Below are 23,693 nucleotides of genomic sequence, written 5' to 3'. Positions count from 1 at the left end.
AGGGGTATCTGTACGTGCGTCAGTACGAGAACAGGCACCCATGAAGATCGGCGACCTCGCAAAACGAACCGGCTTGTCGACTCACACGTTGCGTTATTACGAGCGCATCGGGCTGCTGCCCTACGCAGACCGGGATCGTTCCGGCCAGCGTGACTTTGACGCATCGATCCTCACATGGATCACGTTCATCGGTCGGCTCAAGACCACGGGAATGCCGATCCGGGACATGTTGCGTTATGCGGCGCTTCGTGATGAAGGCGAAGCCACCGGGCCAGCCCGGCGGCAGATGCTGGAAATCCACCGGGAACAGGTTCGCACGCAGATTGCCGAACTCCAGGAATGCCTGCTCGTCCTTGATACCAAGATCGCCGGCTATGCCGGCGACGAACAGAGGACGAAGGAAAATGACGCACGCCCAAACACAAGCCGAAAGCCGCTTCGATCGCGGCCAGCGGGCCCTGTCACGCATTGACGGCAGAGCCGGCGAAAAGGTCGTCGCCTCACTCGCCGACATCGCGCCGGATTTCGCACGATACGTGATCGAGTTTCCCTTCGGCGACATTTACAGCCGCCCGGACCTCGGCCTGCGCGATCGAGAGATCGCGACGATCGCCGCGCTGACGGCGCTCGGAAATGCCGCGCCTCAGCTCAAAGTGCATATCGAGGCGGGTCTGAATGTCGGGCTGTCTCGCGACGAGATCGTGGAAATCATCATGCAGATGGCCGTCTATGCGGGCTTCCCGGCGGCGGTGAACGGGCTGTTGGCAGCCAAGGAAGTGTTTTCCGCGCATGACGGACGGCAGGCGCCGGGAGAAGCGACATGACGAGCCGGTATCGCTGGGTGCCGAAATGGCTGGTGTGACTGCATCCACATCATCATCGCGAGCGCCGCGATCTCGAAAGCGATCCCGTCATCCTGAGGTGCGAGGCTTGCGATGCGAAAGCATCGCAAGCAGAGCCTCGAAGGATGGGCGGTCGGGATGTAGCCGGGCCGTCGTCCTTCGAGGCTCGCTCTACGGCGCGGTTGCGCCGCAGAGCGAGCGCCTCAGGATGACGGTGACGGAGCGGTCATCGCTGCGCCAGCAATGACGGGTTACCCTCAAAACCCCGCGACGCTGCCGTGCAGGTCGTACTGGTCGGCGCGCTCGATCTTCGCGGTGACGATCTCGCCGACGCGCAACGGGCGGCGGCTCGACAGATAGACCGCGCCATCGATCTCCGGTGCATCGGCCTTGGAGCGGCCCTTGGCGACGGTCGGGCCGACCTCGTCGATGATGATCTGCTGGCGCGTGCCGACCTTGCGCTTCAGCCGCCGCGCCGAGATCTTCTGCTGGCGGGCCATCAGCGCGTTGTAGCGCTCCTGCTTGACCGCTTCCGGCACCGGGTTCTCGATCGCATTCGAGGTGGCGCCAGCGACCGGCTCGTATTTGAAGCAGCCGACGCGGTCGATCTCGGCCTCATCGAGCCAGTCGAGCAGATAGGCGAAGTCGGCATCGGTCTCGCCGGGGAAGCCGACGATGAAGGTCGAGCGCAAAGCGAGATCGGGGCACTCTTCGCGCCAGCGCTTGATCCGCGCCAGCGTCTTGTCCTGCGCCGCCGGACGCTTCATCGCCTTCAGCACCTCGGGGCTCGCATGCTGGAACGGGATGTCGAGATAGGGCAGCACCTTGCCCTCATTCATCAGCGCGATGACCTCGTCGACATGCGGGTAGGGGTAGACATATTGCAGGCGGACCCAGGCGCCGAGTTCGCCCAGCTCGCGCGAGAGGTCTAGGAATTTGGCGCGGACCTGGCGGTCCTTCCACGGGCTCTCGGCGTATTTCAGATCGACGCCGTAAGCCGAGGTGTCCTGCGAGATCACCAAGAGCTCCTTGACGCCGGCGCCGACCAGGCGCTCGGCCTCGCGCAGCACGTCGTCGGCCGGACGAGAGACGAGGTCGCCACGCAGCTTCGGGATGATGCAGAAGGTGCAGCGGTTGTTGCAGCCCTCGGAGATCTTCAAATAGGCGTAGTGGCGCGGCGTCAGCTTGATGCCCTGCGGCGGCACCAGGTCGAGATGCGGATTGTGCGCCGGCGGCAGCGCGCGGTGCACGGCGTCGAGCACGCTCTCATATTGCTGCGGGCCGGTGATGGAGAGCACGCCCGGATAGGCCTGCTCGATCTGCTCGGGTTCCGCGCCCATGCAGCCTGTTACGATCACCTTGCCGTTCTCGGCCATGGCCTCGCCGATCGCCGACAGCGACTCCTGCTTGGCGCTGTCAAGGAAGCCGCAGGTGTTGACGATGACGATGTCGGCCCCGTCATGCTTGCGGGCGAGCTCGTAGCCCTCCGCGCGCAGGCGCGTGATGATGCGCTCGGAATCCACCAATGCCTTGGGACAACCGAGTGACGTGAATGAAATGCGGGGCGCTCTGTCCATGGTATCGCCTGGAGCCTAGATCTGAATTGTCCGGATTTAGCGATCCAACTAATTGAACCGATGGCGAAATTCAATAACTAACCTATGGGCCGGTTCCGATCGTGTGAGTGCAGGAGCCGAGATGGATTGCTCAACGTGCACGTTTTCGTTGTTATTCTGTTCTTGCGTATTCCACGGAGCTAAACTGCGATGCGCCGCTTCATCTTCAGCATGGTTTTCGCTGTTATTTCCTGGAGCGCGATGTTTCCGGCGCGGGCTGAAGTCGACAAGATCTTACGTGTTTGCGACGGGCAAAAAGGCCTGTGCCCGGAATTCAGGCCGCGCGTGAAGGCGCCCGACGGGTGGGCGAGGGACGAGGCCGCAAGCCTCAAATACGGCGCCTCCATGTTCGTGCCCAGGGGGAAGGGATTCGGTAACGCCGAAGCAATCATCTATGCCGAAGGCCGCTACAACAAGGATCGGACCGAACTGGTTCAATGGGTCGCAACCAGCGATCGGGATTGGGCGGCGACGTCCGGCAAGAATGCCAAGATCACCTCGCTTCCCTCGGCCAGCCCCGGTGTCATCATCAACCGGTACGACAATCCGTCCCTGAAGGATCAACCGTTCGAAGTGATCGCGCATTACGTTGATGTCGACAAGGACGGCAATTCCTACGTCGTGCGCCTGGCGGTCTCCGGCAAGAACGAGAGGGCGGTGTTGGCCGCCGTGCCACTTCTCGACAAGATGATCGTTGGCGCGAAGATTCCGTGAGGGCACAAGCCCAGATGACAGCTGCCGTCGGGCGGGAGTGAGAGGCTCCGAAAGTTCACATTCGTTGTCTCACGAAGCTGACCTTGGGCGCAGCCGTCTGATCGAGATCTGATCTGCCTGATTGACCGGCCTGAGCTAGTCCCAATTGCCCATAATTACAACCCTTTGCATCGCCCCCCGGCGTGCTATGGATGAATCACCTGCCGTGAGTGAGCCATGAGCGCCGAACAGTCGCCCAAAATCGTGATTGTCGACGAGAGCCCGATCCGGGCTGCGATCCTCGAAGAGGGGTTGCGGGAGGCCGGATTCACCCAGGTCGTCCATATCCGCGAGATGCAGAGCCTGCTGGCCCGTATTTATGCGGTGGATCCCGACATCATCCTGATCGATCTCGAAAACCCCAGCCGCGACGTGCTGGAGGCGATGTTCCAGGTCAGCCGCGCGGTGAAGCGGCCGATCGCGATGTTCGTCGACCAGAGCGATTCAGCCTCGATCCAGGCCTCGGTCGAGGCGGGGGTATCGGCCTACATCGTCGACGGGCTGAAGAAGGAGCGCATCAAGCCGATCCTCGACCTCTGCGTGTCCCGTTTCAACGCCTTCGCAAAACTCCAGGAGGAGCTCGAGCGCACCAAGTCGCAGCTCGAGGACCGCAAGATCATCGAGCGCGCCAAGGGCATCCTGATGAAGGTGAAGGGCCTCACCGAGGACGAGGCCTATGTGCTGCTGCGCTCGACTGCGATGCGCGAGAAGAAGAAAATCGGCGAGATCGCCCAGTCGATCATCACCGCATCGGAGATGCTGAAATGACTGGACCGCTCCGCATCGGGTTCATCCCGCTGGTCGATGCCGCAGCCCTGATCGTCGCCGTCGACAAGGGTTTTGCCGCCGCCGAAGGGCTCGATGTCGAGCTGGTGCGCGAGGTGTCCTGGTCCAACGTGCGCGACAAGCTCAATATCGGCCTGTTCGATGCCGCGCATCTGCTCGCGCCCGTCGCGATCGCGTCCTCGCTCGGGCTCGGTCATGTCAAGGTACCCATCGCCGCGCCCTTCAATCTCGGCATCAACGGCAATGCGATCACGGTGTCTCCGACGTTGCATGCGGCACTGATGGAGGAGATCGACGGCGACCGTTTCGATCCGATGGCCACCGCGAAGGCGCTGGCGAAGGTGGTCGCCAAGCGGCGCAAGGCCGGGGCCGATCCGCTGACCTTCGGCATGACCTTCCCGTTCTCGACCCACAATTACCAGCTGCGATTCTGGATGGCGGCGGCTGGCGTCGATCCCGATGAGGACGTCCGCCTCGTGGTGCTGCCGCCGCCCTACATGGTCGAGAGCCTCAAGAGCGGCCATGTCGATGCCTTCTGCGTCGGTGCGCCCTGGAATTCGGTCGCGGTCGATCTCGGCATCGGCCACATCCTGCATTTCGTCTCCGACATCCTCGTGCGCGCCGCCGAAAAGGTGCTGGCCGTACGTCAGGTCTGGGCCGACAAGAATCCGGACGTGGTCGCAGCCCTGGTTCGTGCGGCGGTGAAGGGCGCCGAGTTCATCGAGCAGCCTGCGAACCTCGCTGAGGCGGCGCAGATCCTGGCCCAGCCGGAGCGGATCGGCGTCGATGCCGAAGTCATCCAGCGGACCCTTACGGGACGCCTGAAGATATCGCCGGACGGCACCTTCCGCGAAAGCGGCCGCTATCTGCTGGTCGGACGCGAAGGGGCAGGGCGCCCCGAGCCGGTGCAGGCCGCATGGCTCTACGCTCAGATGGTGCGCTGGGGACAGACGGCGCTGACGTCTGACGGCGTCAAGACCGCCATGGCCGTGTTCAGGCCGGATCTCTACGACGCAGCCGTCGGCCGCCAGCCGCCCGCTGAGGCGCCCGCGGCCTTCGGCGCGTTCGCCGGACCCGCCTTCGATCCCGACAACATCCGGGGCCACCTCGAGGCCTTCGAGGTCGGCCGCTGGAAGGCTTGATTCGTCCCCCTGCATCGTTTTTGAGCATCGGGTGGCAGCGGCTAAATTTTAGGCCGAGTGCTCGAATTTCGTGTGAGTTCCGGGACCGGCATCTTCCGGGGCCGCCCATATTCCATTGAAACGTCGACAGTTTCCCTTTCAGGAAAGCTGGCACGCAACTTGTATGTTGCACTGCGGCCAGCTTGTCATTGGTGCCTGCTGAGCCAAGTCCCACAGCAACGAAGCTGATTGGACCGTCGGGTTGCGAAGCAGGCTCTAGAGCCAGCCGAGTGCCCCGCGGGTCGCGCAATTGTCCGTCGATACCACCGAGGTGGCCGCAGGAGCTTCGTTACCGACCATGAAAATCGATACGGTCTCAGTCGACTTTACCGACGAGCAGAAACGCTATCTCGAAGGCTTCACGACCGGCCTGCAGATCAGCCGCGTCGGGCGCGGCCTTGGTGGCGGTGGCGGCAAGGCGAATGCCGAGCCGACCGGCCCTGATGCCATGCACATCAAGGCGCAGGACAAGATCATCGCGTCGGGCAAGAAGCTCGCCGACCAGGAGAAGTTCAAGCGCGACGAGCATCCCTTCGATGCCTATCCGCGGCTTCGTCAGCAGGCGCTCGACAACACGCCGCCGAGCCCTGCGGACAATTTCCGCTGGCGCTATTACGGCATCTTCTACGTCGCGCCGACACAGGACTCCTACATGTGCCGCCTGCGTATCCCGAACGGCATCATGAAGCACTGGCAGCTGTCGGGCCTTGCCGATCTCGCCGACGAGCTCTGCGGTCCCTACAGCCATGTCACCACGCGCGCCAATCTCCAGCTGCGCGAGATCCCGCCGAAGCACGCGATCAGAATGATCGAGGGCATCCAGGATCTCGGCCTGTGCTCGCGCGGCTCCGGCGCCGACAACATCCGCAACGTGACGGGAACGCCGACTGCCGGCATCGATCCGCAGGAAATCATCGACACGCGGCCCTATGCACGCGAGTGGCACTACCACATCCTCAACGACCGCTCGCTCTACGGCCTGCCGCGCAAGTTCAACGTCGCCTTCGACGGCGCCGGCAAGATCGCGGTGCTGGAAGAGACCAACGACATCGCCTTCACGGCCTATGAGGTGAAGGACGGTTTCGGGGTCGAGCCCGGCGTCTGGTTCCGGCTCGGTCTCGGCGGCATCACCGGCCACAAGGATTTTGCGAAATATTCCGGCATCATCATCAGGCCGGAGCAGGCGACCGCCGTCGCGGATGCCATCGTGCGCGTCTTCATCGAGCACGGTGATCGCACCAACCGCAACAAGGCGCGGCTGAAATACGTGCTCGATGCGATGGGCCATGACGGCTTCCTCAAGCTGGTCGAGGAGCGGCTGAAGACGCCGTTCACGCGCGTGCCGGAAGAGGCATTCGCGCCGCGGCCGGCCGCGGACCGCATGGCCCATATCGGCGTGCACAAGCAGAACCAGGACGGCCACAACTGGATCGGCGTGTCGCTGACGCTCGGCAAGCTCAGCTGCGATCAGATGCGCGGCCTCGCCAAGGTCGCGCGCGACCTCGGCGACGGCGAGATCCGCCTGACCGTCTGGCAGAACCTGTTGATCTCGGGCGTGCGCGACGAGAATGTCGAGCTTGCCATTGCCGCGATCAAGCAGATCGGGCTTGCGGTCGAGGCCTCGCACATCCGTGCCGGCCTGATCGCCTGCACCGGCAATGCCGGCTGCCGCTTCGCGGCGTCCAACACCAAGCGCAATGCCGCCGAGATCGGCGACTGGTGCGAGCCGCGCGTCGCCATGGACAAGCCGGTCAACATCCATCTGACCGGCTGCCACCATTCCTGCGCACAACACTACATCAGCGACATCGGACTGATCGGCGCGCGCGTGCCGGTCAATGAGGAGGACACGGTCGAGGGTTATCACCTCTTCACGGGCGGCGGGTTCGGCCCCGATGCCGATGTCGGGCAGGAGGTCTATCACGACCTCAAGGCCGAGGATGCGCCGAAGACGGTCGAGGCGCTGCTCAAGGCCTATCTCGCCCATCGCGCCTCGCCCGATGAAACCTTCCTCTCCTTTGCGCGCCGCCACGACGGCGAAACGCTGCGCAAGCTTGCCGATGCACAGGTGTCCGCATGAACCAGATCACGCCTCCGCCGAAACTCGACATCATTCCCGCCAGCGCGCCGTTCTCCGACGCGCAGCGCTCCTGGCTGAACGGCTTCTTTGCCGGACTTTTGTCGCCTGACGTCGCAACGCCGCTGTCGGCGGAGCAGGGCGCCGCCGTCATGCAGGCCGGCGACGGCGACGACGGCGAAGCGCCATGGCACGACCAGACCATGCCGATCGCCGACCGGATGAAGCTCGCCGAGGGCCGCCCCCTGCGCCGCAAGATGATGGCGGCGATGGCGCAGCAGGATTGCGGCCAGTGCGGCTACAATTGCCACGATTATTCGGAGGCGATCGCGGGCCGCAGCGAGGCGCGGCTCAATCTGTGCGTTCCCGGCGGCAAGGAAACCGCGCGGATGCTGAAGTCGCTCTACGAGGAGCTGGACAAGGCGCCGGCGGCGAAAGCGCCCGAGAAGACTGACGCGGTGGCTGCGCCCGCCGTGACCGTAACCATCGCCGAGCCGGGCCGTTCGCGCGACAATCCGACCGAAGCGACCTTCCTGTCGCGCCGCCTTCTCAACAAGGGCAAGTCGGAGAAGGAGACCTATCACATCGAGTTCGATCTCTCCGCGAGCAAGCTCGACTACGTGGTCGGTGACTCCTTCGGCGTATTCGCGCGTAACGACGTCGGTCTCGTCGACCAGATCATCGCGCTGCTCGGCGCCTCGCACACCACCAAGGTCAACGGCAAGACGCTGCGCGAGGTGCTGATCGACGACGTCTCGCTGTCGCCGGCGCCGGATTCGCTGTTCGAGCTGATCTCCTTCATCACCGGCGGCGCGCAGCGTGAGAAGGCGCGGGCGCTGGCGCAGGGCGAGGATCCCGATGGCGACGCCGCAACCCTCGACGTGATGGCGGCGCTGCAGAAGTTTTCCGGCACGCGTCCGCATCCCGAAGCGTTCGTCGAGGCGCTGGAGCCGCTGCAGCCGCGGCTCTATTCGATCTCGTCCTCGCACAATGCGACGCCGGGAAAACTGTCGCTGACGGTCGATTCCGTGCGCTACGTGATCGGCAAGCGCAAGCGTGTCGGCGTCGCCTCGACCTTCCTCGGCGAACGCATCGCCGATGGCGAGAAGCTCAAGGTCTATGTGCAGAAGGCGCACAATTTCGGCCTGCCGCAGGATCCGAAGACGCCCATCATCATGATCGGCCCCGGCACCGGCATCGCGCCGTTCCGCGCCTTCCTGCTCGATCGCAAGGCGACCGGCGCGGCCGGCAAGAACTGGCTGTTCTTCGGCCATCAGCGCAGCGATTGCGATTTCTTCTACCAGGAAGAGCTCAATGCGATGAAGACCTCGGGCCAGTTGACGCGGTTGTCGCTGGCCTGGTCGCGCGACGGCGAGAAGAAGTTTTATGTGCAGGACCGCATGCGTGAGGTCGGCCGCGAGTTGTGGACGTGGCTTGCCGAGGGCGCGCATCTCTACATCTGCGGCGATGCCAAGCGCATGGCCAAGGACGTCGAGCGTGCGCTGGTCGACATCGTCGTCCAGTTCGGGGCGCGCTCGACCGATGAGGCCGTCAGCTTCGTCGCCGAGCTCAAGAAGACCGGCCGCTTCCAGGCTGACGTCTACTAAGCTGCCGCGGGATCAGCTTCGGGAAACCCGTCGCCACTTGCTCGGTGCCGTAGGGTGGGCAAAGCGAAGCGTGCCCATCACTTCGTTCTCGTGGGCACGGCGCGCGAAGGGCGCGCCTTTGCCCACCCTACGAGAGCTGTCATCCCGCCGTCATCCGGGCCGGTTCCAACTGGCTCGGATCTTAACGAATAAGATTCTCGGAACCCTGACCTCAGAAGAATTTGCGCCTGCGATGGCGCCCTTTCGGAGAACCGTCATCGCTATTTCCGCCGCCATCTTGCCTCCCGCCAGGGTTGATCCTTCATACTCCCGCAAATGGGGCGTTGGAGATCGACCATGCGCGAACTATCGGCGGAAGCCAGACTGCACTTCTACGCGCGCTCGCTCTCGCGTCGGACCGGGGCGAGCGCCCATCATCTGGCGCTCTACAGCGCCTTTGCCGTCATCGCCGCGATCGTGTTCGGCACGCTGTCGGTGCATCCGTTCTGACGTCTCGCTCGGTCTCGTAGGGTGGGCAAAGCGAAGCGTGCCCACCACCTGTCTCAATCATGCAGAGATCGTGGGCACGGCGCTGTGCGCCTTTGCCCACCCTACGGCACCTGACGTGCCTCACGCCCCGCGCTTGAACGGCGCGACCTCGATCCCGGCTTCCTTCAACGCCTGACGCAAGGTCCGCGCGATCTCAACCGCGCCATGCGTATCGCCGTGGACGCAGACCGTATCCGTGCGCATCTTGATGACCTTGCCGGTCACCGACACCACCGCGCCGTCCTGCACCATGCGCACCACGCGGTCGGCGATCATCTTCGCATCGTGCAGCACCGCGCCGGGCTTCTTGCGCGAGACGAGGTTGCCGTCGTCCTCATAGGCGCGGTCGGCGAACACCTCGTGCACCATCGGCAGGTTGGCCGCTTCGCCGGCCTTCACCAGCTTCGAATTGGCGAGCACGACGAAGATGAGATTGGGGTCGACCGCCCTAATGCCGGCGGCGATCGCCTTCGCGGTCATGTCGTCCTCGCAGGCGACGTTGGAGAGCGCGCCATGCGCCTTCACATGCGTGACCTTGTGGCCGGCGGCGGTCGCGATCGCCTGCAGCGCGCCGATCTGATAGGCGACGAGGTTTTCGATCTCGGAAGCCTTCAGGCCAGCGATCGGATGCCGGCCGAAACCGTGCAGGTCGCGATAGCCGGGATGGGCGCCGACCGAGACGCCGCGCGCTTTCGCAAGCTCCACCGTCCGGCGCATGATGTCGGGGTCGCCGGCATGGAAGCCGCAGGCGACGTTGACCGAGCTTGCGAGCTCGATCATCGCGGCGTCGTTGCCCATCTCCCACGCGCCAAACCCTTCGCCGAGGTCGCAATTGAGGTCGATCGTCTTCATGGGTTGCTCTCCGCCTCTGGTCTTGCTGCCGCTTACGGTTCCGCCGTGACCTGCCAGGTTCCGGCATCGACCGCGCTCACCGCGTAGCCGGCAACGTTAGCATCGCTGAGCGCCTCGATGTTGAGCTCGACGGTGTCGGAGGAGCGCAGGCGGTCGGGCAGGCTGCGGATCAACTGCGCGAACTTGCGGGCCTCGTCCTGCGCCTCCGCCATGCTGACCTGCTTGAAGCGGAACGCGGTTCCCGCCGAAGTCTGCGCCAGCCGGCCGACATCGGCCGTGATCACGGTTGCGATCTTCGGATAGCCGCCGGAGGTGCCGCGGTCCATCATCAGCGCGATCGGCGACCCGTTGCCAGGCACCTGGATGCTGCCATTGACGGTGCCGTCGGAGACGATGTTGTGACCGTGCAGGTGCTTGATCGCGGGGCCTTCGAGCCGGTAGCCCATGCGGTCCGATGTCGCCGAGATCTTCCACTCGCTGTCGAGAAAGAGCGCCTTGTTGGCATCGTCGAACTCGTCGTCCTGCGGCCCCAGCAGCACGCGGATCGGACCTGTCGCAGGCTTCGGCAATTCGATGCGCAGCTCCGGCGCGCCGCTTGCAGCATCGACCGTGAACTCGTCGCCGGCCTGGAGCGGGCGCGGGTAGGGGCTGCCGAGGCCGGCGCGGGCATTCACCGCGAGGCTGCCGAACACCGGCTCGCCTTTGATCCCGCCTTCGATCGCCAGATAGGTGAACGCCCCGCCGCGGGCAAAACCCAGCGTCAGCGTCTCGCCGTCCTTCAGCGTCACCGACGTGTCCATCGCGACCGGCCGCCCCGCGACATCGGCGTTGCGTGGCGCGCCGGCAATGGCGACGCGCACGGCGCCGTCACGGGCTGTGAAGGTGGCGCCGAACGGGCCGATCTCGACAGCCGCCGCGAGCGGCTCATTGCCGACCAGCGTGTTCGCCGCCGCGAGCGACAGGCGATCCATCGCGCCACTGACCGTCAGGCCGTAGCGCTGCGCACCGTGGCGTCCGCCGTCCTGGACGGAGCTTGCAGGGCCGATGCTGGCGACGACGAGCCGGCTCATGCAGTCACCTGCTCGGCGACGATCTCGCCGGCTTCGGCGGCGCGGTCCATCTCCTCGAACGTCTTGTGGTCGATTGCGAAAAACGTCACGCGGTCGCCGGGTTCGGTGAGGAAGGTCGGATTGCGGTGGAGCTGATAGGTTCTGACAGGCGTGCGGCCGAGCAGGTGCCAGCCGCTCGGGGCGGCCAGGCACTGGATGCCGGCCTGGATGCCGCCGATCGAGATCGTGCCGGCCGGCGTCAGCAGCCGCGGCGACTGCCGCCGCGACATGTGCAGCGATTTGTCGAGGCCGCTGAGATAGGACCAGCCCGGCGTGAAGCCGATCATGGCGACCTTGTACTCACCGCCTGCGTGCCGGGCGATGATGTCATCGGGCGTCGTGTTCAGCGCCTTGGCGACGTCCTCGAGGTCGATGCCGTGCTCGCCGCCGTAGGCCACGGGAATGCGCCAGCGGCGTGCCTTGGTGGCCGGCGGCAGCGGCCGGGTCGCGATCGGGAGGATCTTTTCGCCGAGCGCGTCGAAGTCGATCCTGCTGGGGTCGTAATGCACCAGCAGCGAGCGATAGGTCGGCACGGTCTCGGTGATGCCGTCGATGGGGCTCGCTGCGAGCGCTTTGTCGAGCGCCAGCACGCGCTGGTTGGCGTCGTCATCGATGGTGCGGCTGAACTCGACCGTGACGGCACTGTCGCCACTGGGCAGGAGGCGGGGCGGGGGAAGCGTCGCGGTCATGAGCTGTCGAAGAGCTGTCGAAATCGGGCTTCTCAGGAAACGCGGGCTCAGCGTTGAGTTCCGCGCGTCCCTGCTTCGCGTAAATGCGCCCGCAAGTCCAATAAATTAATGCAGGGGCAAACGATAAACCCTTGTTATCGCGTCGCATAACGGCCTTGCGGCCTTGCATTCTTGTGGGTCTTTTGGCCCTTGACGGAAACCGCTCGGCTCGCAAGATGCGCGCGTTCTTTTCCCGCCTATCCGGAGCTCGTTCTCGTCCATGTCGCTGTCCCCCGAAGCCCGCAAGACCCTCGCCGGCATCACCACTGCCACCATCACCACGGTCCTGTTGAAAAAGGGCCTGCGCAACGTGTGGATGCGCGGCGCGCGTCCGCTGCGCCCGGGCCTGCCGCGCCTGGTGGGACCTGCCTTCACGCTGCGCTTCGTGCCGGCGCGCGAGGATCTGGCGACGCCTGAATCCTGGTCGTCGCCGATCTCGACCCGCACCGCGATCGAGGCGATGCCCGAGGGCTGTATCGCCGTGGTCGATGCCATGGGCATCACCGATGCCGGCATCTTCGGCGACATCCTCTGCGCGCGCATGATGAAGCGCGGCGTCACCGCGCTCGTCACCGACGGCGTGGTGCGTGACGTCGAGGGCGTGCTCGGCACCAATTTGCCGGTCTGGTGCGACGGCTACGCCGCGCCGCCGTCGGTCGCGGGCCTGACCTTCGTCGGTTGGGGCGAGCCGATCGGCTGCGGCGGCGTTGCCGTGTTCCCGAACGACATCGTCGTCGCCGACCAGGACGGCTGCGTGCTGATCCCGCAGGCGATGCTCGACCACGTGCTCAATGAGGGCGTCGAGCAGGAGCGCATGGAAGCCTGGATCGTCAACGAGGTGAACAACGGCGCGGTGCTGCCGGGCCTCTATCCCATGAACGCCGAGACCAAGGCGCGCTACGCCGCCAGCAAGAAGTAACGGAAGCGAGGACCCCCATGGAGATCACCGTCGCAGGCACGCGGCCGACCCGCCGCGCGCCCAAGGAAAACTTCACCGGCACCGTGTGGCAGGACCCCGTCATCATGGCGCCCGCGCCGGCACGGCTGAACTGCTCGCGCGTCGCATTCGAGCCGGGCGCACGCACCAACTGGCACCATCATCCGCTCGGGCAGACGCTCTACGTCATCTCCGGCGTCGGCCGCGTCCAGTCCAAGGGCGGACCGATCCGCGAGATCCGCCCCGGCGACACCGTGTGGATCCCGCCGGGTGAATTGCACTGGCATGGGGCATCGCCGACCAACGGCATGTGCCACATCGCGATGCAGGAAGCGCTCGACGGCGTCTATTCGACCTGGCTGGAGCCGGTGACCGACGCGGAGTACGGCGCGGCACTGGGCTAATTTGCGTGCCCCGGACAAGACGCATCGCCCTTGGCGATGCGTCGCCGAGCCGGGGCCCAGAGTCTTGTCGTGACAAAGAGTGCTGGGTCCCGGCTCAGCGGCGCAGCGTTGCACGCTGCACCGCGTCCGGGACACAGTTTTACATCCTCTCCGCCGTCCACGTGCCCGTGCACATGGCGCCGCGCCAGGTGCCGGAGCCCGAGGTGCCGCTGAGGTGACCGAAGCCGACCGCTCGCTTGATGCCGCTGCTCAAGGTGACGTTGATGTTGCCGGCATCCGCCACCCGGCCGGAGGCGTTCACCGTGGCGCTGCCTGATGCGATCTGACCGTTGTTGATGCCGATTGCGACGGTCGCGCCGTTGCCGCAGGTCTCGCTCGATGACGAGATCCGGACATTCCATGTGCCGTCGAAAGTGCTTGTCGCAGCATCGGCCTGCGTCAGCGGGAAGATGATGGCGACGAGAGCAGCGAAGAGTCCTTTGCGAATGCCGTTCATGGCACGCCTCTGTGGTTGACCATGCGGAGGAACGTGGCACGGCGCGCGGAACCGGCGATGTGAGGGGGCTCACGCCGGCGGCAGGCTCTGTGAGGTGGCACACATCCTGACGGCACGCGCAAAAGCAAAGGGGCCCGGATTGCGGGCCCCTCGTTGTGGTCAGAGCGTCGAAGCCGAACTCAGTTCACCCGCGTCCAGGTCTGGCCGCCGCAGAACATGCCGCCGAAGGCGCAGCCCTGCACGCGCAGCCGGTCGGTGCCTTTCATGGCGATCGTGGAGTCGTAGGTCGATCCGCTGTTGGGATCGAGGATGCGACCGGACCATTTCTGGTCCTTGTTCTGATCCTTGCCGGGCTTCATGTTGATCAGAACCTGCTCGCCGTTCTGGTTCGACTTGCTGTCGACCGAATAGCCGCAGAGATTGCTGCCGCACTGCTCGATGCGGACCTTGCCTTCCTTCTCCTCGGTGAGCCAGACGCCGAGCGGCGAATTGAGATCGCGCGTGGATGCGCCTGCCGGAGCCGGGGGAGCGACGGCTGCGGACTGGAGCGGCGCGGGCGCAGGTGGCGGGGGCGGCGCCGGAGGTGCCGCGGCCACGGCCGGGGCTGGCGGTGGCGCCGTGGGCGCGGGAGGCGCAACAGCCACAGCAGCCGGGGGTGGTGCCGCGGGAGCTGCCTGCTGCTCCACGGGAGCCGGAGGCGGTGCTGGTGGAGGCGCGACAGCCGTAGCGGCCGGCGCAGCAGTGGCGGTCGCCGCCGGTTGTGGTGCAGGGGGCGTGGGAGGCGGCGCCGCCACGACGGGCGCGGGAGCCTGGGTGGCTGCGGGAGGCGCTGCTGCGGCCGCAGGGGGCGGCGCCGGTGCGGCCGGCGACTGCGGATCGGTCTTGGCCTCCTGCGGCGCCTGCTGGCCCGGGCTCGTCTCGTTCTTCTTGGCCTTCTTGGCCTTGCCTTGCCCGGTGTTGTCGTACACGCCGGGAATCTGCACCGTGCCGCGGTCCGGATCGATGCGGATGGTGCGCCCGCCATATTCGAAGGTGTACTGCGCTTGCGCAGCGGTGCTCGCCAAAAGGAATGCGGCCGCGGCCAACAGCTTCTTCATGTCCGTCTCCTGAGCAGGTGGTCCCCGCGTCGACGCTTACGCTCCGGCCCCGTCGCGTAGCGTGATCTAGATCACTTTCAAGCTATGAGTCGTCCTCTCACCGATCTTGGTTCAATGGTGCGGAACTCTGCCCGGAGTGGGGCGGGGCGGCGCCGGGCCCAATGGCGCGCCTGACCGGTAAAAAATCAGCGCGCCGCGTCTACTTCTGCGGACAACCCGCATTGGCCGCCTGTTGGGCGCGGGCAAGCGCTGCGTCGTTGGCCTTATCGGCATGGACATCGACCGAACCAACGAGGCAGGCATTTGCGCCACTGATCGCGAACACGGAGAGCTCCTGCAGCTCCTTCTCGTCCTCATCGACCCGTCGCCAGGTGCGGATCACCGCGGCCCTTGGTACGCCGGCACGCATGATCCACTGCACCTTTTCGCCGAACGACTTGCCGGCGCCGCGCCATTGCGCGGTCGGCCCGGACACCTTCTCAACTCCGCGCCGAGGCGCAATCGTGACCGATACGATGTTGCCTTCGTCGGCAAAGCGCACCACGTAACCGGCCGGACCCGGGCACGTCCAGAGGCCGAGCTCGTCGGTCGACTCGTCCTTGCATGCCGGCCCGGTTGCGGGTGTGAACTTCGTCTGCGCCAGCGCACCGTGGACCCCGCTGATCCCGAGCACAATTGCGACCGCTAATTCCCTCCGCATGTCAGTCGAACCAGGCGGCGTAGATCCTCTTGTAGCTGCCGTCTTCCATGGAAATGTGCAGCCACTGGTCGACGAAGTGCTTCAGCGCCATGTCGCGCTGGAGCCAATAGGCCTTCTCGGAGAAGTCGAACGGTTTCTCGGGATGCACCGCGCAGAGCACGCCTTGATGCTGCTTCTGCTGGTAGCGCGTCTCGGAGGCGTCGGTCATCATCAGATCGGCGTTGCCCTTGGCGATCTCGTCGAAGATCACGGTGTTGTCGGGGAAGACGGTGATCTCGGCGTCCTTGATGTTGGCGCGCGCGAAGCGCTCGTTGGTGCCGCCGGGATTGACGATGACGCGGGTGCCCTTCTTGTCGATATCGGGGAGCGTCTGGTACTTGCCGACGTCGGCGCAGCGCGTGATCGGCGTCTTGCCCTCGCGCATGATCGGCGTCGAGAAGAAGCCCTTCTTCTGCCGGTCGAGCGTCACCGACACGCCGCCCATGGCGATGTCGAACTGATCGGCCTCGAAATCCTTCATCAGCTTCGGCCAGGCCGTCGGCACGAACTCGACCTTGACGCCGAGCGCCTTGCCGAGTGCCTCCGCCATGTCGACGTCGAAGCCAGAGAACTGCTGCGTGGTCTTGTCGAGATAAGTGAAGGGCTTGTAGTCGCCGGTCATGCCGACGCGCAATGTGCCGCGCTTCATGATCTCGTCGAGGCGCGAGGGCGCCGCCTGCTGGGCGTGGGCCGAAAGGTTCATCATCAGCGCCACGGCCAAAGCCGCCAAAACTCGAACGGATATTCGAACGGTCATCTCTTTTCCACCCATGCCCGAGCTGTCATTGTACAGCTCATCTGACCTGGATTTAGACCAGATGCCCGTCGCTGGCGAGGCAGAATTGAAAGGAAGCTTGGGGTGACGATTTCGATGTACGAGGCCTCGGTTGGCCTCTTCGTGCCTTATCTGCGCAATCTGTCCGTGCTGCTCGACAAGGGCGTCGCCTATGCCGAAGCCCGCAAGTTCAATCCGGCGGTTTTGCTCGGCATGCGCCTCGCGCCGAACATGTACGATCTGGCGCAGCAGGTCGGCGAGGCCTGCCGCCACGCCACGGTTGCGCCGGCCCTGCTGGCGCAGCGCGATCCGGTGGTGCTGCCGGTGCTGGAGCACGACATGGCCGGGCTGCAGGCGCGCATTGCGACGTCAATCGAGTTCATCGAGAGCCTGCCGCGCGCGGCGATCGATGCCGCGGCGGAGCAGAACGTCTTCTTCAGGCTGAAGAACGGCACCGAGCTGCCGTTCACCGGGCGAACGCTGCTGCTGACGTTCAGCGTCCCGCAGTTCTTCTTTCACGTCACGACCGCGTACGACCTGTTGCGGCACGCCGGCGTCGAGCTCGTGAAGAAGGATTATCTCGGAAGGAAGTAGGGGATTCGCGTTGACCTCTCCCCGGCGGAGAGAGGTCAACAATATCTGAAGCAGACTTCAGGCTTCGCCCTTGCGCTCGTAGTCGGCGAGCGAGCTGCGGCCGGCGATCTCGCTGCGCAGCAGCTCGAAGCGCTTGTTTGCCTCCTCCTCATGCATATCGACGAAACGCACGGCGGCCTCGCTCGTCATGGGGCCGCTGACCACGGGCGCGGACTGCTCGCCGATGGTCTCGTGGACGTAGTACTGGCCATCATCGCCGCGATGCACCGTCCATTTGAGACGGATTGCCACCATCGGTCCGGGACCGACCTTGCTGTAGCCGTCGGCATCGGTGTGCTCCGGCACCAAGGGCTGCTCGTCGACCACCGGATGGTCCTCAACCGCATGATGTTCCTCGGCGTGTTCTTCGGCGGCCGGCTGCTCACCGACGACGACGTATTCGGTCTCGCGGATGATCTCGGTTTCGCGGACGACGAGGGCCGGCTCGGGGTGCTCCAAAATGCTGGCGATGGTCGCCAGCGCGTGGTCGGTCGGGTCGATCTCTGACAAGGGTCCATCCTCCAGCTCGACGCGGCCGGCAAGTCTGTCCCACTGCCGCCGCGGCCGGGAACATTAGGCGCGTTTGATTAAGGCTGAGTTGGGGCCCGATCTGCACCAAAATGGGACGCTTTCTGGCGTCCCGAAGGCGGGCGGAGGAGGCCGCCTGCCTTTTGGTTCGCTCAGCCCAGCACGTCCTGATTAATGACGTTCTGCCGGATCGGATCGCCGTCCAGAACGCTCAGGATGTTGCGCGCGGTCTGCTCGCTCATGCGCTGGACCGCCTCGACCGTGACGCCGGCGACGTGCGGGGCCATGATGACGTTGGGCAGCGCGAACAGCGCGTTGCTGACCGGCGGCGGCTCCACCTCGAACACGTCGATGCCGGCCCCGGCGAGCTTTCCGGACACCAGCGCGTCATAGAGCGCCGCTTCCTTCACGATGCCGCCGCGCGCGGTGTTGATCAGATACGATCTCGGCTTCATGCGGCCGATCCGGGCTGCGTCGAACAGGCCGACGGTCTCCGGCGTCTTCGGGCAGTGGATGCTGACGAAGTCGGCGTGCGGCAGCGCGGCGTTGAGGTCGGTGACCGGCTCGCAGCCCGCTGCCCTGATGTCGGCAGCTCCCTTGTAGGGATCGTAGACCTGCACCTTCATCTCGAACGCCAGGCAGCGCTTGGCGGTGCGGCTGCCGATGCGGCCGAAGCCGATGATCAGCGCGGTCTTGCCGTAGAGGTCGAACGGCAGAATGCCGAGCCGGTCGGCCCATGTGCCGTCCTTGACGCAGGCATGCAGCTCCTGTGCGCGCTTCGCCAAGGTCAGCATCATGAACAGCGCCGCTTCCGCGACCGAGGGCGAGTTGGCGCTGCCCGCCACCATCAGCGGCACCTTGCGGCGGGAGAGGGCCGGCACGTCGACGGCGTCATAGCCGACGCCGATGCGGGTCACCACCTTCATGTCTTTTGATGCCTCGAGCTCGGTCTCGCCGAAGGCGGTGGCACCGAGCGCGACGCCATGGACCGGCGCATGGCTCTTCAGCAGCGCCTCGAAATCCTTGGCGGAGATCAGGTTGGAAAACTCGACGAGCTCGATATCGTCCCGCTGGGTGAGGAGGGCGCGTGCCCCTTGCGACAAAGTTTGTGTAACGAAAATCTTCTTCTTGTTGGTCGCCATCGCTCCCCTGCCTGCTCGCGTTTCTTAAGCCGGCGTCACAACACGACGCCGGTTTCTTCGTTTAGCAGGTGCATGTTGTTGAGGTCCATCGCCAAACGCATGGGAGCCCCGTCCGTAGCGCCGGCATTGGGATCGACGCGGCCGCAGACCGGCGTGCCGTCGAGCCCGAAATAGACCAGGGTCTCCATCCCCATCGGCTCGGTGACGTCGAGCACGGTGTCGAAGGTCTCGACCCCCGGCGCAAGATGCGCATGCGATTCGGTGAGGTGCTCGGGCCGGATGCCGAGCAGCAGCTTGTCGGTGCGCGGCAGCGCGTTGTAGCGCGCGGCGCGGGCCGGCGGCAGCGCGAAGGCAATGCGGTCGGTGAGGCGAAGCTGAAGCGCACCGCCGACATCCTCGAGCCGGCACGGGATGAAGTTCATCGCGGGCGAGCCGATGAAGCCCGCCACGAAGCGCGTCGCCGGCTTGTGGTAGAGCTCGTTCGGCGTGCCGATCTGCTCGATGCGGCCCTTGTTCATCACCACGACGCGATCGGCCAGCGTCATCGCCTCGACCTGGTCGTGGGTGACGTAGACGGTGGTCGTGCGCACCTTCTGGTGCACCTTCTTGATCTCGATCCGCATCTGCACGCGCAGCTTGGCGTCGAGGTTGGACAGCGGCTCGTCGAACAAAAATACCTTGGGATTGCGCACGATGGCGCGGCCCATCGCGACGCGCTGGCGCTGGCCGCCGGAGAGCTGCTTCGGCTTGCGGTCGATCAGGTCGGTGATGTCGAGGAGGCGGGCGGCTTCCGTCACGCGGGCCTTGATCTCGGCCTTGGGATAATGCTTCAGGCGCAGCCCGAACGACATGTTCTCGGCGACCGTCATGTGCGGGTAGAGCGCGTAGTTCTGGAACACCATCGCGATGTCGCGGTCCTTCGGCGGCACGTCGTTGACGACGTCGCCGCCGATCATGATGTCGCCGTCGCTGATGTCCTCGAGCCCGGCGATCATGCGCAGCGTCGTCGACTTGCCGCAGCCGGAGGGGCCGACCAGCACGATGAACTCATGATCGGCAATGTCGAGGTCGATGCCGCGCACGGCTTCGACGTCATCGTAACGCTTGACTACCTTCCGCAATGCAACGTCAGCCATGAGTCATCAACCCTTTGTCGCACCGGCGGTCAGGCCGGCAATGTAGTAGTCCATCAGGAACGCGTAGATGATCAGCGGCGGCGCGGCGCCGAGCAGCGCGCCGGTCATGATCTGCCCCCAGTTGAACACGTCGCCCTTGATCAGCGTGGTGGTGATGCCGACCGGCAGCACGAGCTGATCCACCGACGTCGTGAACACCAGGGGATAGAGGAACTGCGCCCAGGACACCGTGAACGCGAAGATGGTCGCGGCGATCAGCCCGGGCAGTGCGACCGGGATGAAGATCCGCGTCAGGGTCTGCAGCCAGGAGGCGCCGTCGATGAGAGCGGCCTCATCGAGCTCCTTCGGGATCGAGGCGAAATAGCCGATCATGATCCAGGTGCAGAACGGCACGGTCAGTGTCGGATAGATGAACAGCAGCACGTACCATCGGTTCAGCAGCGTGATGCCGGTGTACTCCTGGACCACGCCGAGCATCTTGAACAGCGGGATGAACAGAAGGCTGTCCGGGATCAAATAGGTGAGAAAGACGCCGGTGGCCAAGGTCGCCGAGCCCCAGAACTTCATGCGCGCCAGCGCGAACGCCGCGGGGATGCTGATCAGCATGGTCACGATCACGACGATGATCGAGATCATCGACGAATTCCAGAAGAACCGCAGGAACTGGTTAGAGGTCAGGAGCTCGACATAGTTCGCCAGCGTCGGATGGAACACCCACCAGGGATTGGTGGCGGCAGAGATCTCCGCGCTGCTCTTGAGCGAGGTGATCAGCATGTAGATCGGCGGCGTCAGGAAGAAGATCGCGAACAGCACCAGGAAGAAATAGGACCAGCGCAGCGCCCAGGTGCGGTCGCGGCTCATGCTGCCATACTTGACCTTGCGGGAGGGGCCGGCCTTGTCGATTGCAACCGTGCTCATCAGGCTTCGTTCCCGCGTTTGTTGACGTCGCGCAGGATGAAGATCGCTGCGACGGCGAGGATCGGCACCATGAACAGCGACACGCAGGCGCCGAGCGGAATGTCGCTGCTCTGGATGCCGACCTGGAATGCCCAGGTGGCGAACAGATGCGTGGTATCCAGCGGGCCGCCTGATGTCAGGATGCGCACGATGTCGAAATTGGCGAAGGTGACGATCAGCGAGAACAAGGTGGTGATCGCGATGATATTGCGCATCATCGGCAAGGTGATATGCCAGATCTTCTGCCACCAATTGGCGCCGTCGATCGCCGCGGCCTCATAGAGCTGATCGGGGACCGACTTCAGCGCGGCGAGATACATGATCAGGAAGAACGGCGCGCCGTACCAGACGTTGACGAGGATGACGGAGAAGCGCGCCCAGAAGGTGTCGCCCAGCCATGGGATCGGACCGACGCCGAAGAAGGAGAGCGTGTAGTTGAAGGCGCTGTAGGATGGATCGAACAGCCACAGCCAGGCCAGCGTGCTCATCGCCGGCGGAATCACCCAGGGCACCAGCAGCATGCCGCGCCATTTGCGCTGCTTCTTGCCGGGAATGTTGTGGACGAAATGCGCGACGATGAAGCCGATCAGCGCCTTGAAGATCACGGCGGTGATCGCAAAGATGCAGGACTGCTGCACCACCATCCAGAACGTCTCGCGCTTGAACAGGAAGGTGAAATTGCTGAGGCCGACGAATTTCGTCATCGCCTTGTTCAGCGTCGCAAGATAGAGCGAATAGAAAGCGGGATAGAGCACCAGCATCGCGATCAGGAGGATCAGCGGCAGCGTCAGGAAGAAAGCAACCGTCGATTTTCGCCCGAGCGCATTGCGCAGGCTCTTTCCCTTGCGCGCGCCCGTCGCACGGGCGACGCGACCTCGCTCAACGACGACATCAGCCATGTCAGCTTCCTCAAGTCAGCATTCTTGCAGACATTCCGACCGCGAGGCCGGCCGGTGGGTCGGCTTCGCGATCATGCGGATCGGATGACGGGGATGCGGGCGGCCCACGCACACAGCGTGAACCGCCCTGGCACATCCCGGCCTAGCTCCGCATGAAGCCTTCGCACTCGCCTTCCGCCCAGGCGAGCGCCTGCTCCATCGTCTCGCCGCGCGCGAAACGCAGCGCCATCTTGGTCAGCGTCGCCTGGAAGTAGATCTGCTGCGCGATCTTGGGCGGCGCGGGCGACGCCGCGATCGACAGCGTCTGGTGCTTGTAGGGGTCCGGATAGTGGAAGAGCGTTCCCTTCGGCGGGCCTTCTTCCGCCCAGGTCGGGAATTTGCTCATGTTCGCGTAGGCCGGCAGGTCGTAGCCGCCGCTCACCGCAACGAACTTCTCGATCGACGATGGCGAGGACAGATGAACGAGCAGGCTCTTGGCCGCCTCCTTGTTCTTGCCGAAGCTCCAGACGCCCCAGAAGTAGGGCAGGTACGGTGCGAACCGTCCCTTCGGACCGGACGGGAAGCCGTGCGTCCAGCACTGCTCGGCGACCTGCGGCGCGTCGCGCTTGGCAACGGCCCAGGCGCTCGGCGGATTGAGGATCATCGCGCCGCGCCCGGAGATCAGCCATTTGTTGTTCGAGGCGTCGTCCCAGGACGGTGCATCCGGCGGCAGGAAGGCGATCAGCTTCTTGTAGAACTCCATCGCCTGGCGAACCTGGTCGGTCTTCACCGTGATGTCGCCCTTGGCGTTGACGAGCTCGGCGCCGAACGACTGGAAGATCGCGCCGGCGGTGTCCACGCTGTCGGTGGTCTCGCCGAGACCGATGCCGAACGCGAAGCCCGCCTTGTGGCAAGCCTCGGCCGCCTTCAGGAAGGTCTCCATGGTCCAGTTCTCGACCTTGGGCGGGCCGCCGGCCGGATACATCTCCTGCACGTCGATGCCGGCATGCTTCTTCATCAGATCGATGCGGGAGCAGGGGCCCTTGATCTGGCTGCCGGGCGTCGCGGGCGTCGCGAGCCATTTGCCGCCCGACTGTCCGAGATATTTGACGGTGCCGTTCACCTCGCCATTCTGCTTGAGCAGCGGCTCCATGATGTCGTTGAGCGGCTCGAGATTCTCGGCATAGGCCTGCGGCCACCAGCTCGGCATCTGCAGGATGTCATGGCCGGACTTGGCCTGGGCCTCGGCGGCGGCGGTCAGCTCGATCTTCTTGTTGTTGCTGGTGATGTAGTCGATGGAGACTTCGACCTTCTCCTTCGCGGCCCATTCGTTGACGAGATCGGTCGAGGCCTTGTTGGCGCCGGGCACCCAGTGGTCCCAGAAGCCGATCGAGAGTTTGCCGGCAGCGTAGGCGCCCCGGACATAGGGCGCCGTGATCAGCGCCGCGGAGGACATTGCAGTGGCAGCCACAAATTGACGTCGCGTCAGTGTCTTTCGTGACATCTCGTTTCCTCGCTTGGGTGTTTTATTGTTCTGGTGTTTCCTCTTAACTCTTCCGAGTTTGCTTTTGATTTTCTTGTTGGCGTTTCTTGTTGGTCGTTGCTTGCGAGCACCGTCGGCGTCGATCTGGATCGCGCGCCGCGCAGCAAATTGGTAGCGCGATCAGATCATGATTGATCGCGTCTGTCGAGAAAGCCGAAGGCGCTTGGTCTAGAACTAACGTTGTGCCCGAATGCGCGGCAGTGCCGCTTGCATCGCGCGCCGGAGGTGAATCGCGCTCCCTCGTTTTTTGCGACGCACACATCGCGTGAGCCACTCGGGAACGATCCGTGCGCAATTACGCCGCAGTTCCGAATAAGCCTCCATAACCGCCTCGCGCGAAACACTTTTC

At 64.6% G+C, this 23,693-nt stretch carries 25 protein-coding genes; 11 read left to right on the top strand and 14 right to left on the bottom strand.

Going from position 1 to position 23,693, the window contains the following annotated elements; translation table 11 throughout:
• The first annotated feature begins 40 nt into the window (after positions 1 to 40).
• Both N2603_RS22555 and N2603_RS22550 read left to right on the top strand, forming a co-directional pair.
• Positions 41 to 472: a MerR family transcriptional regulator gene (locus tag N2603_RS22555; protein ID WP_212336369.1), complete on the top strand. Its 432-nt coding sequence runs from the start codon at positions 41 to 43 to the stop codon at positions 470 to 472.
• Positions 405 to 824: a carboxymuconolactone decarboxylase family protein gene (locus N2603_RS22550; protein ID WP_260424083.1), complete on the top strand. Its 420-nt coding sequence runs from the start codon at positions 405 to 407 to the stop codon at positions 822 to 824. Before N2603_RS22555 ends, N2603_RS22550 begins: the two co-directional genes overlap by 68 nt.
• Before the next feature lie 275 nt (positions 825 to 1,099).
• On the opposite strand, the gene rimO is transcribed toward N2603_RS22550, so the two are convergent.
• Entirely contained in the window at positions 1,100 to 2,419 is a 1,320-nt protein-coding gene (gene rimO, locus N2603_RS22545; protein ID WP_260424082.1) for a 30S ribosomal protein S12 methylthiotransferase RimO, read from the bottom strand.
• A 189-nt stretch (positions 2,420 to 2,608) separates the two neighbouring features.
• Here rimO and N2603_RS22540 point away from each other — a divergent pair, with 189 nt between their 5' ends.
• From N2603_RS22540 to N2603_RS22515, 6 genes are all read left to right on the top strand, one after another.
• Positions 2,609 to 3,172 (top strand): hypothetical protein, encoded by a 564-nt coding sequence (locus N2603_RS22540; protein WP_260424081.1) that lies wholly within the window; start codon positions 2,609 to 2,611, stop codon positions 3,170 to 3,172.
• Between the two features lie 216 nt (positions 3,173 to 3,388).
• Entirely contained in the window at positions 3,389 to 3,979 is a 591-nt protein-coding gene (locus tag N2603_RS22535) for an ANTAR domain-containing response regulator (protein WP_008564898.1), read from the top strand.
• Positions 3,976 to 5,139, top strand: coding sequence for a CmpA/NrtA family ABC transporter substrate-binding protein (locus N2603_RS22530; RefSeq protein WP_260424080.1), 1,164 nt, complete (start codon positions 3,976 to 3,978; stop codon positions 5,137 to 5,139). Before N2603_RS22535 ends, N2603_RS22530 begins: the two co-directional genes overlap by 4 nt.
• 337 nt (positions 5,140 to 5,476) lie before the next feature.
• A complete protein-coding gene (locus N2603_RS22525) occupies positions 5,477 to 7,258 on the top strand; it encodes a NirA family protein (RefSeq protein ID WP_260424079.1) in 1,782 nt (593 codons plus the stop codon).
• Positions 7,255 to 8,862: a sulfite reductase subunit alpha gene (locus N2603_RS22520; protein WP_260424078.1), complete on the top strand. Its 1,608-nt coding sequence runs from the start codon at positions 7,255 to 7,257 to the stop codon at positions 8,860 to 8,862. Before N2603_RS22525 ends, N2603_RS22520 begins: the two co-directional genes overlap by 4 nt.
• A 336-nt stretch (positions 8,863 to 9,198) precedes the next feature.
• Complete coding sequence (locus tag N2603_RS22515; protein ID WP_035666020.1) at positions 9,199 to 9,351, top strand: hypothetical protein; 153 nt, start codon at positions 9,199 to 9,201, stop codon at positions 9,349 to 9,351.
• Positions 9,352 to 9,471: 120 nt separating this feature from the next.
• On the opposite strand, the gene N2603_RS22510 is transcribed toward N2603_RS22515, so the two are convergent.
• Genes N2603_RS22510 through pxpB form a run of 3 tightly spaced genes read right to left on the bottom strand, consistent with a single transcriptional unit; the run spans position 9,472 to position 12,040 of the window.
• Positions 9,472 to 10,242 (bottom strand): LamB/YcsF family protein, encoded by a 771-nt coding sequence (locus tag N2603_RS22510; protein ID WP_260424077.1) that lies wholly within the window; start codon positions 10,240 to 10,242, stop codon positions 9,472 to 9,474.
• 32 nt (positions 10,243 to 10,274) lie between these two features.
• On the bottom strand, positions 10,275 to 11,312 hold the full coding sequence (locus N2603_RS22505) for a 5-oxoprolinase subunit C family protein (protein WP_260424076.1): 1,038 nt from the start codon (positions 11,310 to 11,312) through the stop codon (positions 10,275 to 10,277).
• Positions 11,309 to 12,040, bottom strand: coding sequence for a 5-oxoprolinase subunit PxpB (gene pxpB, locus N2603_RS22500; protein WP_260424075.1), 732 nt, complete (start codon positions 12,038 to 12,040; stop codon positions 11,309 to 11,311). Before pxpB ends, N2603_RS22505 begins: the two co-directional genes overlap by 4 nt.
• Before the next feature lie 259 nt (positions 12,041 to 12,299).
• Here pxpB and N2603_RS22495 point away from each other — a divergent pair, with 259 nt between their 5' ends.
• Positions 12,300 to 12,998, top strand: a complete 699-nt coding sequence (locus tag N2603_RS22495) for a ribonuclease activity regulator RraA (protein WP_011087336.1) — start codon at positions 12,300 to 12,302, stop codon at positions 12,996 to 12,998.
• Positions 12,999 to 13,015: 17 nt separating this feature from the next.
• Positions 13,016 to 13,420: a (R)-mandelonitrile lyase gene (locus N2603_RS22490; RefSeq protein WP_260424074.1), complete on the top strand. Its 405-nt coding sequence runs from the start codon at positions 13,016 to 13,018 to the stop codon at positions 13,418 to 13,420.
• A 139-nt stretch (positions 13,421 to 13,559) separates the two neighbouring features.
• Here N2603_RS22490 and N2603_RS22485 read toward each other — a convergent pair whose 3' ends face one another.
• The 4 genes from N2603_RS22485 to N2603_RS22470 all read right to left on the bottom strand — a co-directional run bounded on the left by N2603_RS22485 (position 13,560) and on the right by N2603_RS22470 (position 16,509).
• A complete protein-coding gene (locus N2603_RS22485) occupies positions 13,560 to 13,916 on the bottom strand; it encodes a hypothetical protein (RefSeq protein ID WP_260424073.1) in 357 nt (118 codons plus the stop codon).
• A gap of 179 nt (positions 13,917 to 14,095) precedes the next feature.
• Positions 14,096 to 15,013, bottom strand: a complete 918-nt coding sequence (locus N2603_RS22480; protein WP_260424072.1) for a DUF2147 domain-containing protein — start codon at positions 15,011 to 15,013, stop codon at positions 14,096 to 14,098.
• A 199-nt stretch (positions 15,014 to 15,212) separates the two neighbouring features.
• Positions 15,213 to 15,713 (bottom strand): hypothetical protein, encoded by a 501-nt coding sequence (locus N2603_RS22475; RefSeq protein ID WP_063710344.1) that lies wholly within the window; start codon positions 15,711 to 15,713, stop codon positions 15,213 to 15,215.
• Position 15,714: 1 nt separating this feature from the next.
• Positions 15,715 to 16,509, bottom strand: a complete 795-nt coding sequence (locus N2603_RS22470; RefSeq protein WP_260424071.1) for a transporter substrate-binding domain-containing protein — start codon at positions 16,507 to 16,509, stop codon at positions 15,715 to 15,717.
• A 114-nt stretch (positions 16,510 to 16,623) separates the two neighbouring features.
• Between N2603_RS22470 and N2603_RS22465 the strand changes: the two genes are divergently transcribed.
• The gene (locus N2603_RS22465; RefSeq protein WP_260424234.1) at positions 16,624 to 17,121 is read left to right on the top strand and encodes a DUF1993 domain-containing protein; all 498 of its coding nucleotides are present in this window, start codon (positions 16,624 to 16,626) and stop codon (positions 17,119 to 17,121) included.
• A gap of 57 nt (positions 17,122 to 17,178) precedes the next feature.
• Here N2603_RS22465 and N2603_RS22460 read toward each other — a convergent pair whose 3' ends face one another.
• The 6 genes from N2603_RS22460 to N2603_RS22435 form a co-directional block, all read right to left on the bottom strand.
• The gene (locus N2603_RS22460) at positions 17,179 to 17,670 is read right to left on the bottom strand and encodes a hypothetical protein (protein WP_260424070.1); all 492 of its coding nucleotides are present in this window, start codon (positions 17,668 to 17,670) and stop codon (positions 17,179 to 17,181) included.
• Between the two features lie 170 nt (positions 17,671 to 17,840).
• Positions 17,841 to 18,830: a hydroxyacid dehydrogenase gene (locus tag N2603_RS22455; RefSeq protein ID WP_260424069.1), complete on the bottom strand. Its 990-nt coding sequence runs from the start codon at positions 18,828 to 18,830 to the stop codon at positions 17,841 to 17,843.
• A 35-nt stretch (positions 18,831 to 18,865) separates the two neighbouring features.
• On the bottom strand, positions 18,866 to 19,966 hold the full coding sequence (locus N2603_RS22450) for an ABC transporter ATP-binding protein (RefSeq protein ID WP_260424068.1): 1,101 nt from the start codon (positions 19,964 to 19,966) through the stop codon (positions 18,866 to 18,868).
• A gap of 6 nt (positions 19,967 to 19,972) precedes the next feature.
• A complete protein-coding gene (locus N2603_RS22445; protein ID WP_260424067.1) occupies positions 19,973 to 20,884 on the bottom strand; it encodes a carbohydrate ABC transporter permease in 912 nt (303 codons plus the stop codon).
• Positions 20,884 to 21,822 carry a carbohydrate ABC transporter permease gene (locus tag N2603_RS22440; RefSeq protein ID WP_260424066.1) on the bottom strand — a complete coding sequence of 313 codons (939 nt, stop codon included), beginning with the start codon at positions 21,820 to 21,822 and terminating at the stop codon, positions 20,884 to 20,886. The genes N2603_RS22445 and N2603_RS22440 overlap by 1 nt, the downstream gene beginning before the upstream one ends.
• A 142-nt stretch (positions 21,823 to 21,964) precedes the next feature.
• Positions 21,965 to 23,305, bottom strand: coding sequence for an ABC transporter substrate-binding protein (locus N2603_RS22435; protein WP_260424065.1), 1,341 nt, complete (start codon positions 23,303 to 23,305; stop codon positions 21,965 to 21,967).
• Positions 23,306 to 23,693: the final 388 nt, after the last annotated feature.

The organism is Bradyrhizobium huanghuaihaiense, assembly GCF_025200885.1.
Lineage (GTDB): Bacteria > Pseudomonadota > Alphaproteobacteria > Rhizobiales > Xanthobacteraceae > Bradyrhizobium > Bradyrhizobium huanghuaihaiense.
The sequence above is the reverse complement of the archived record's forward strand: the minus strand, read 5'-3'. Positions and strand labels throughout refer to the sequence as shown.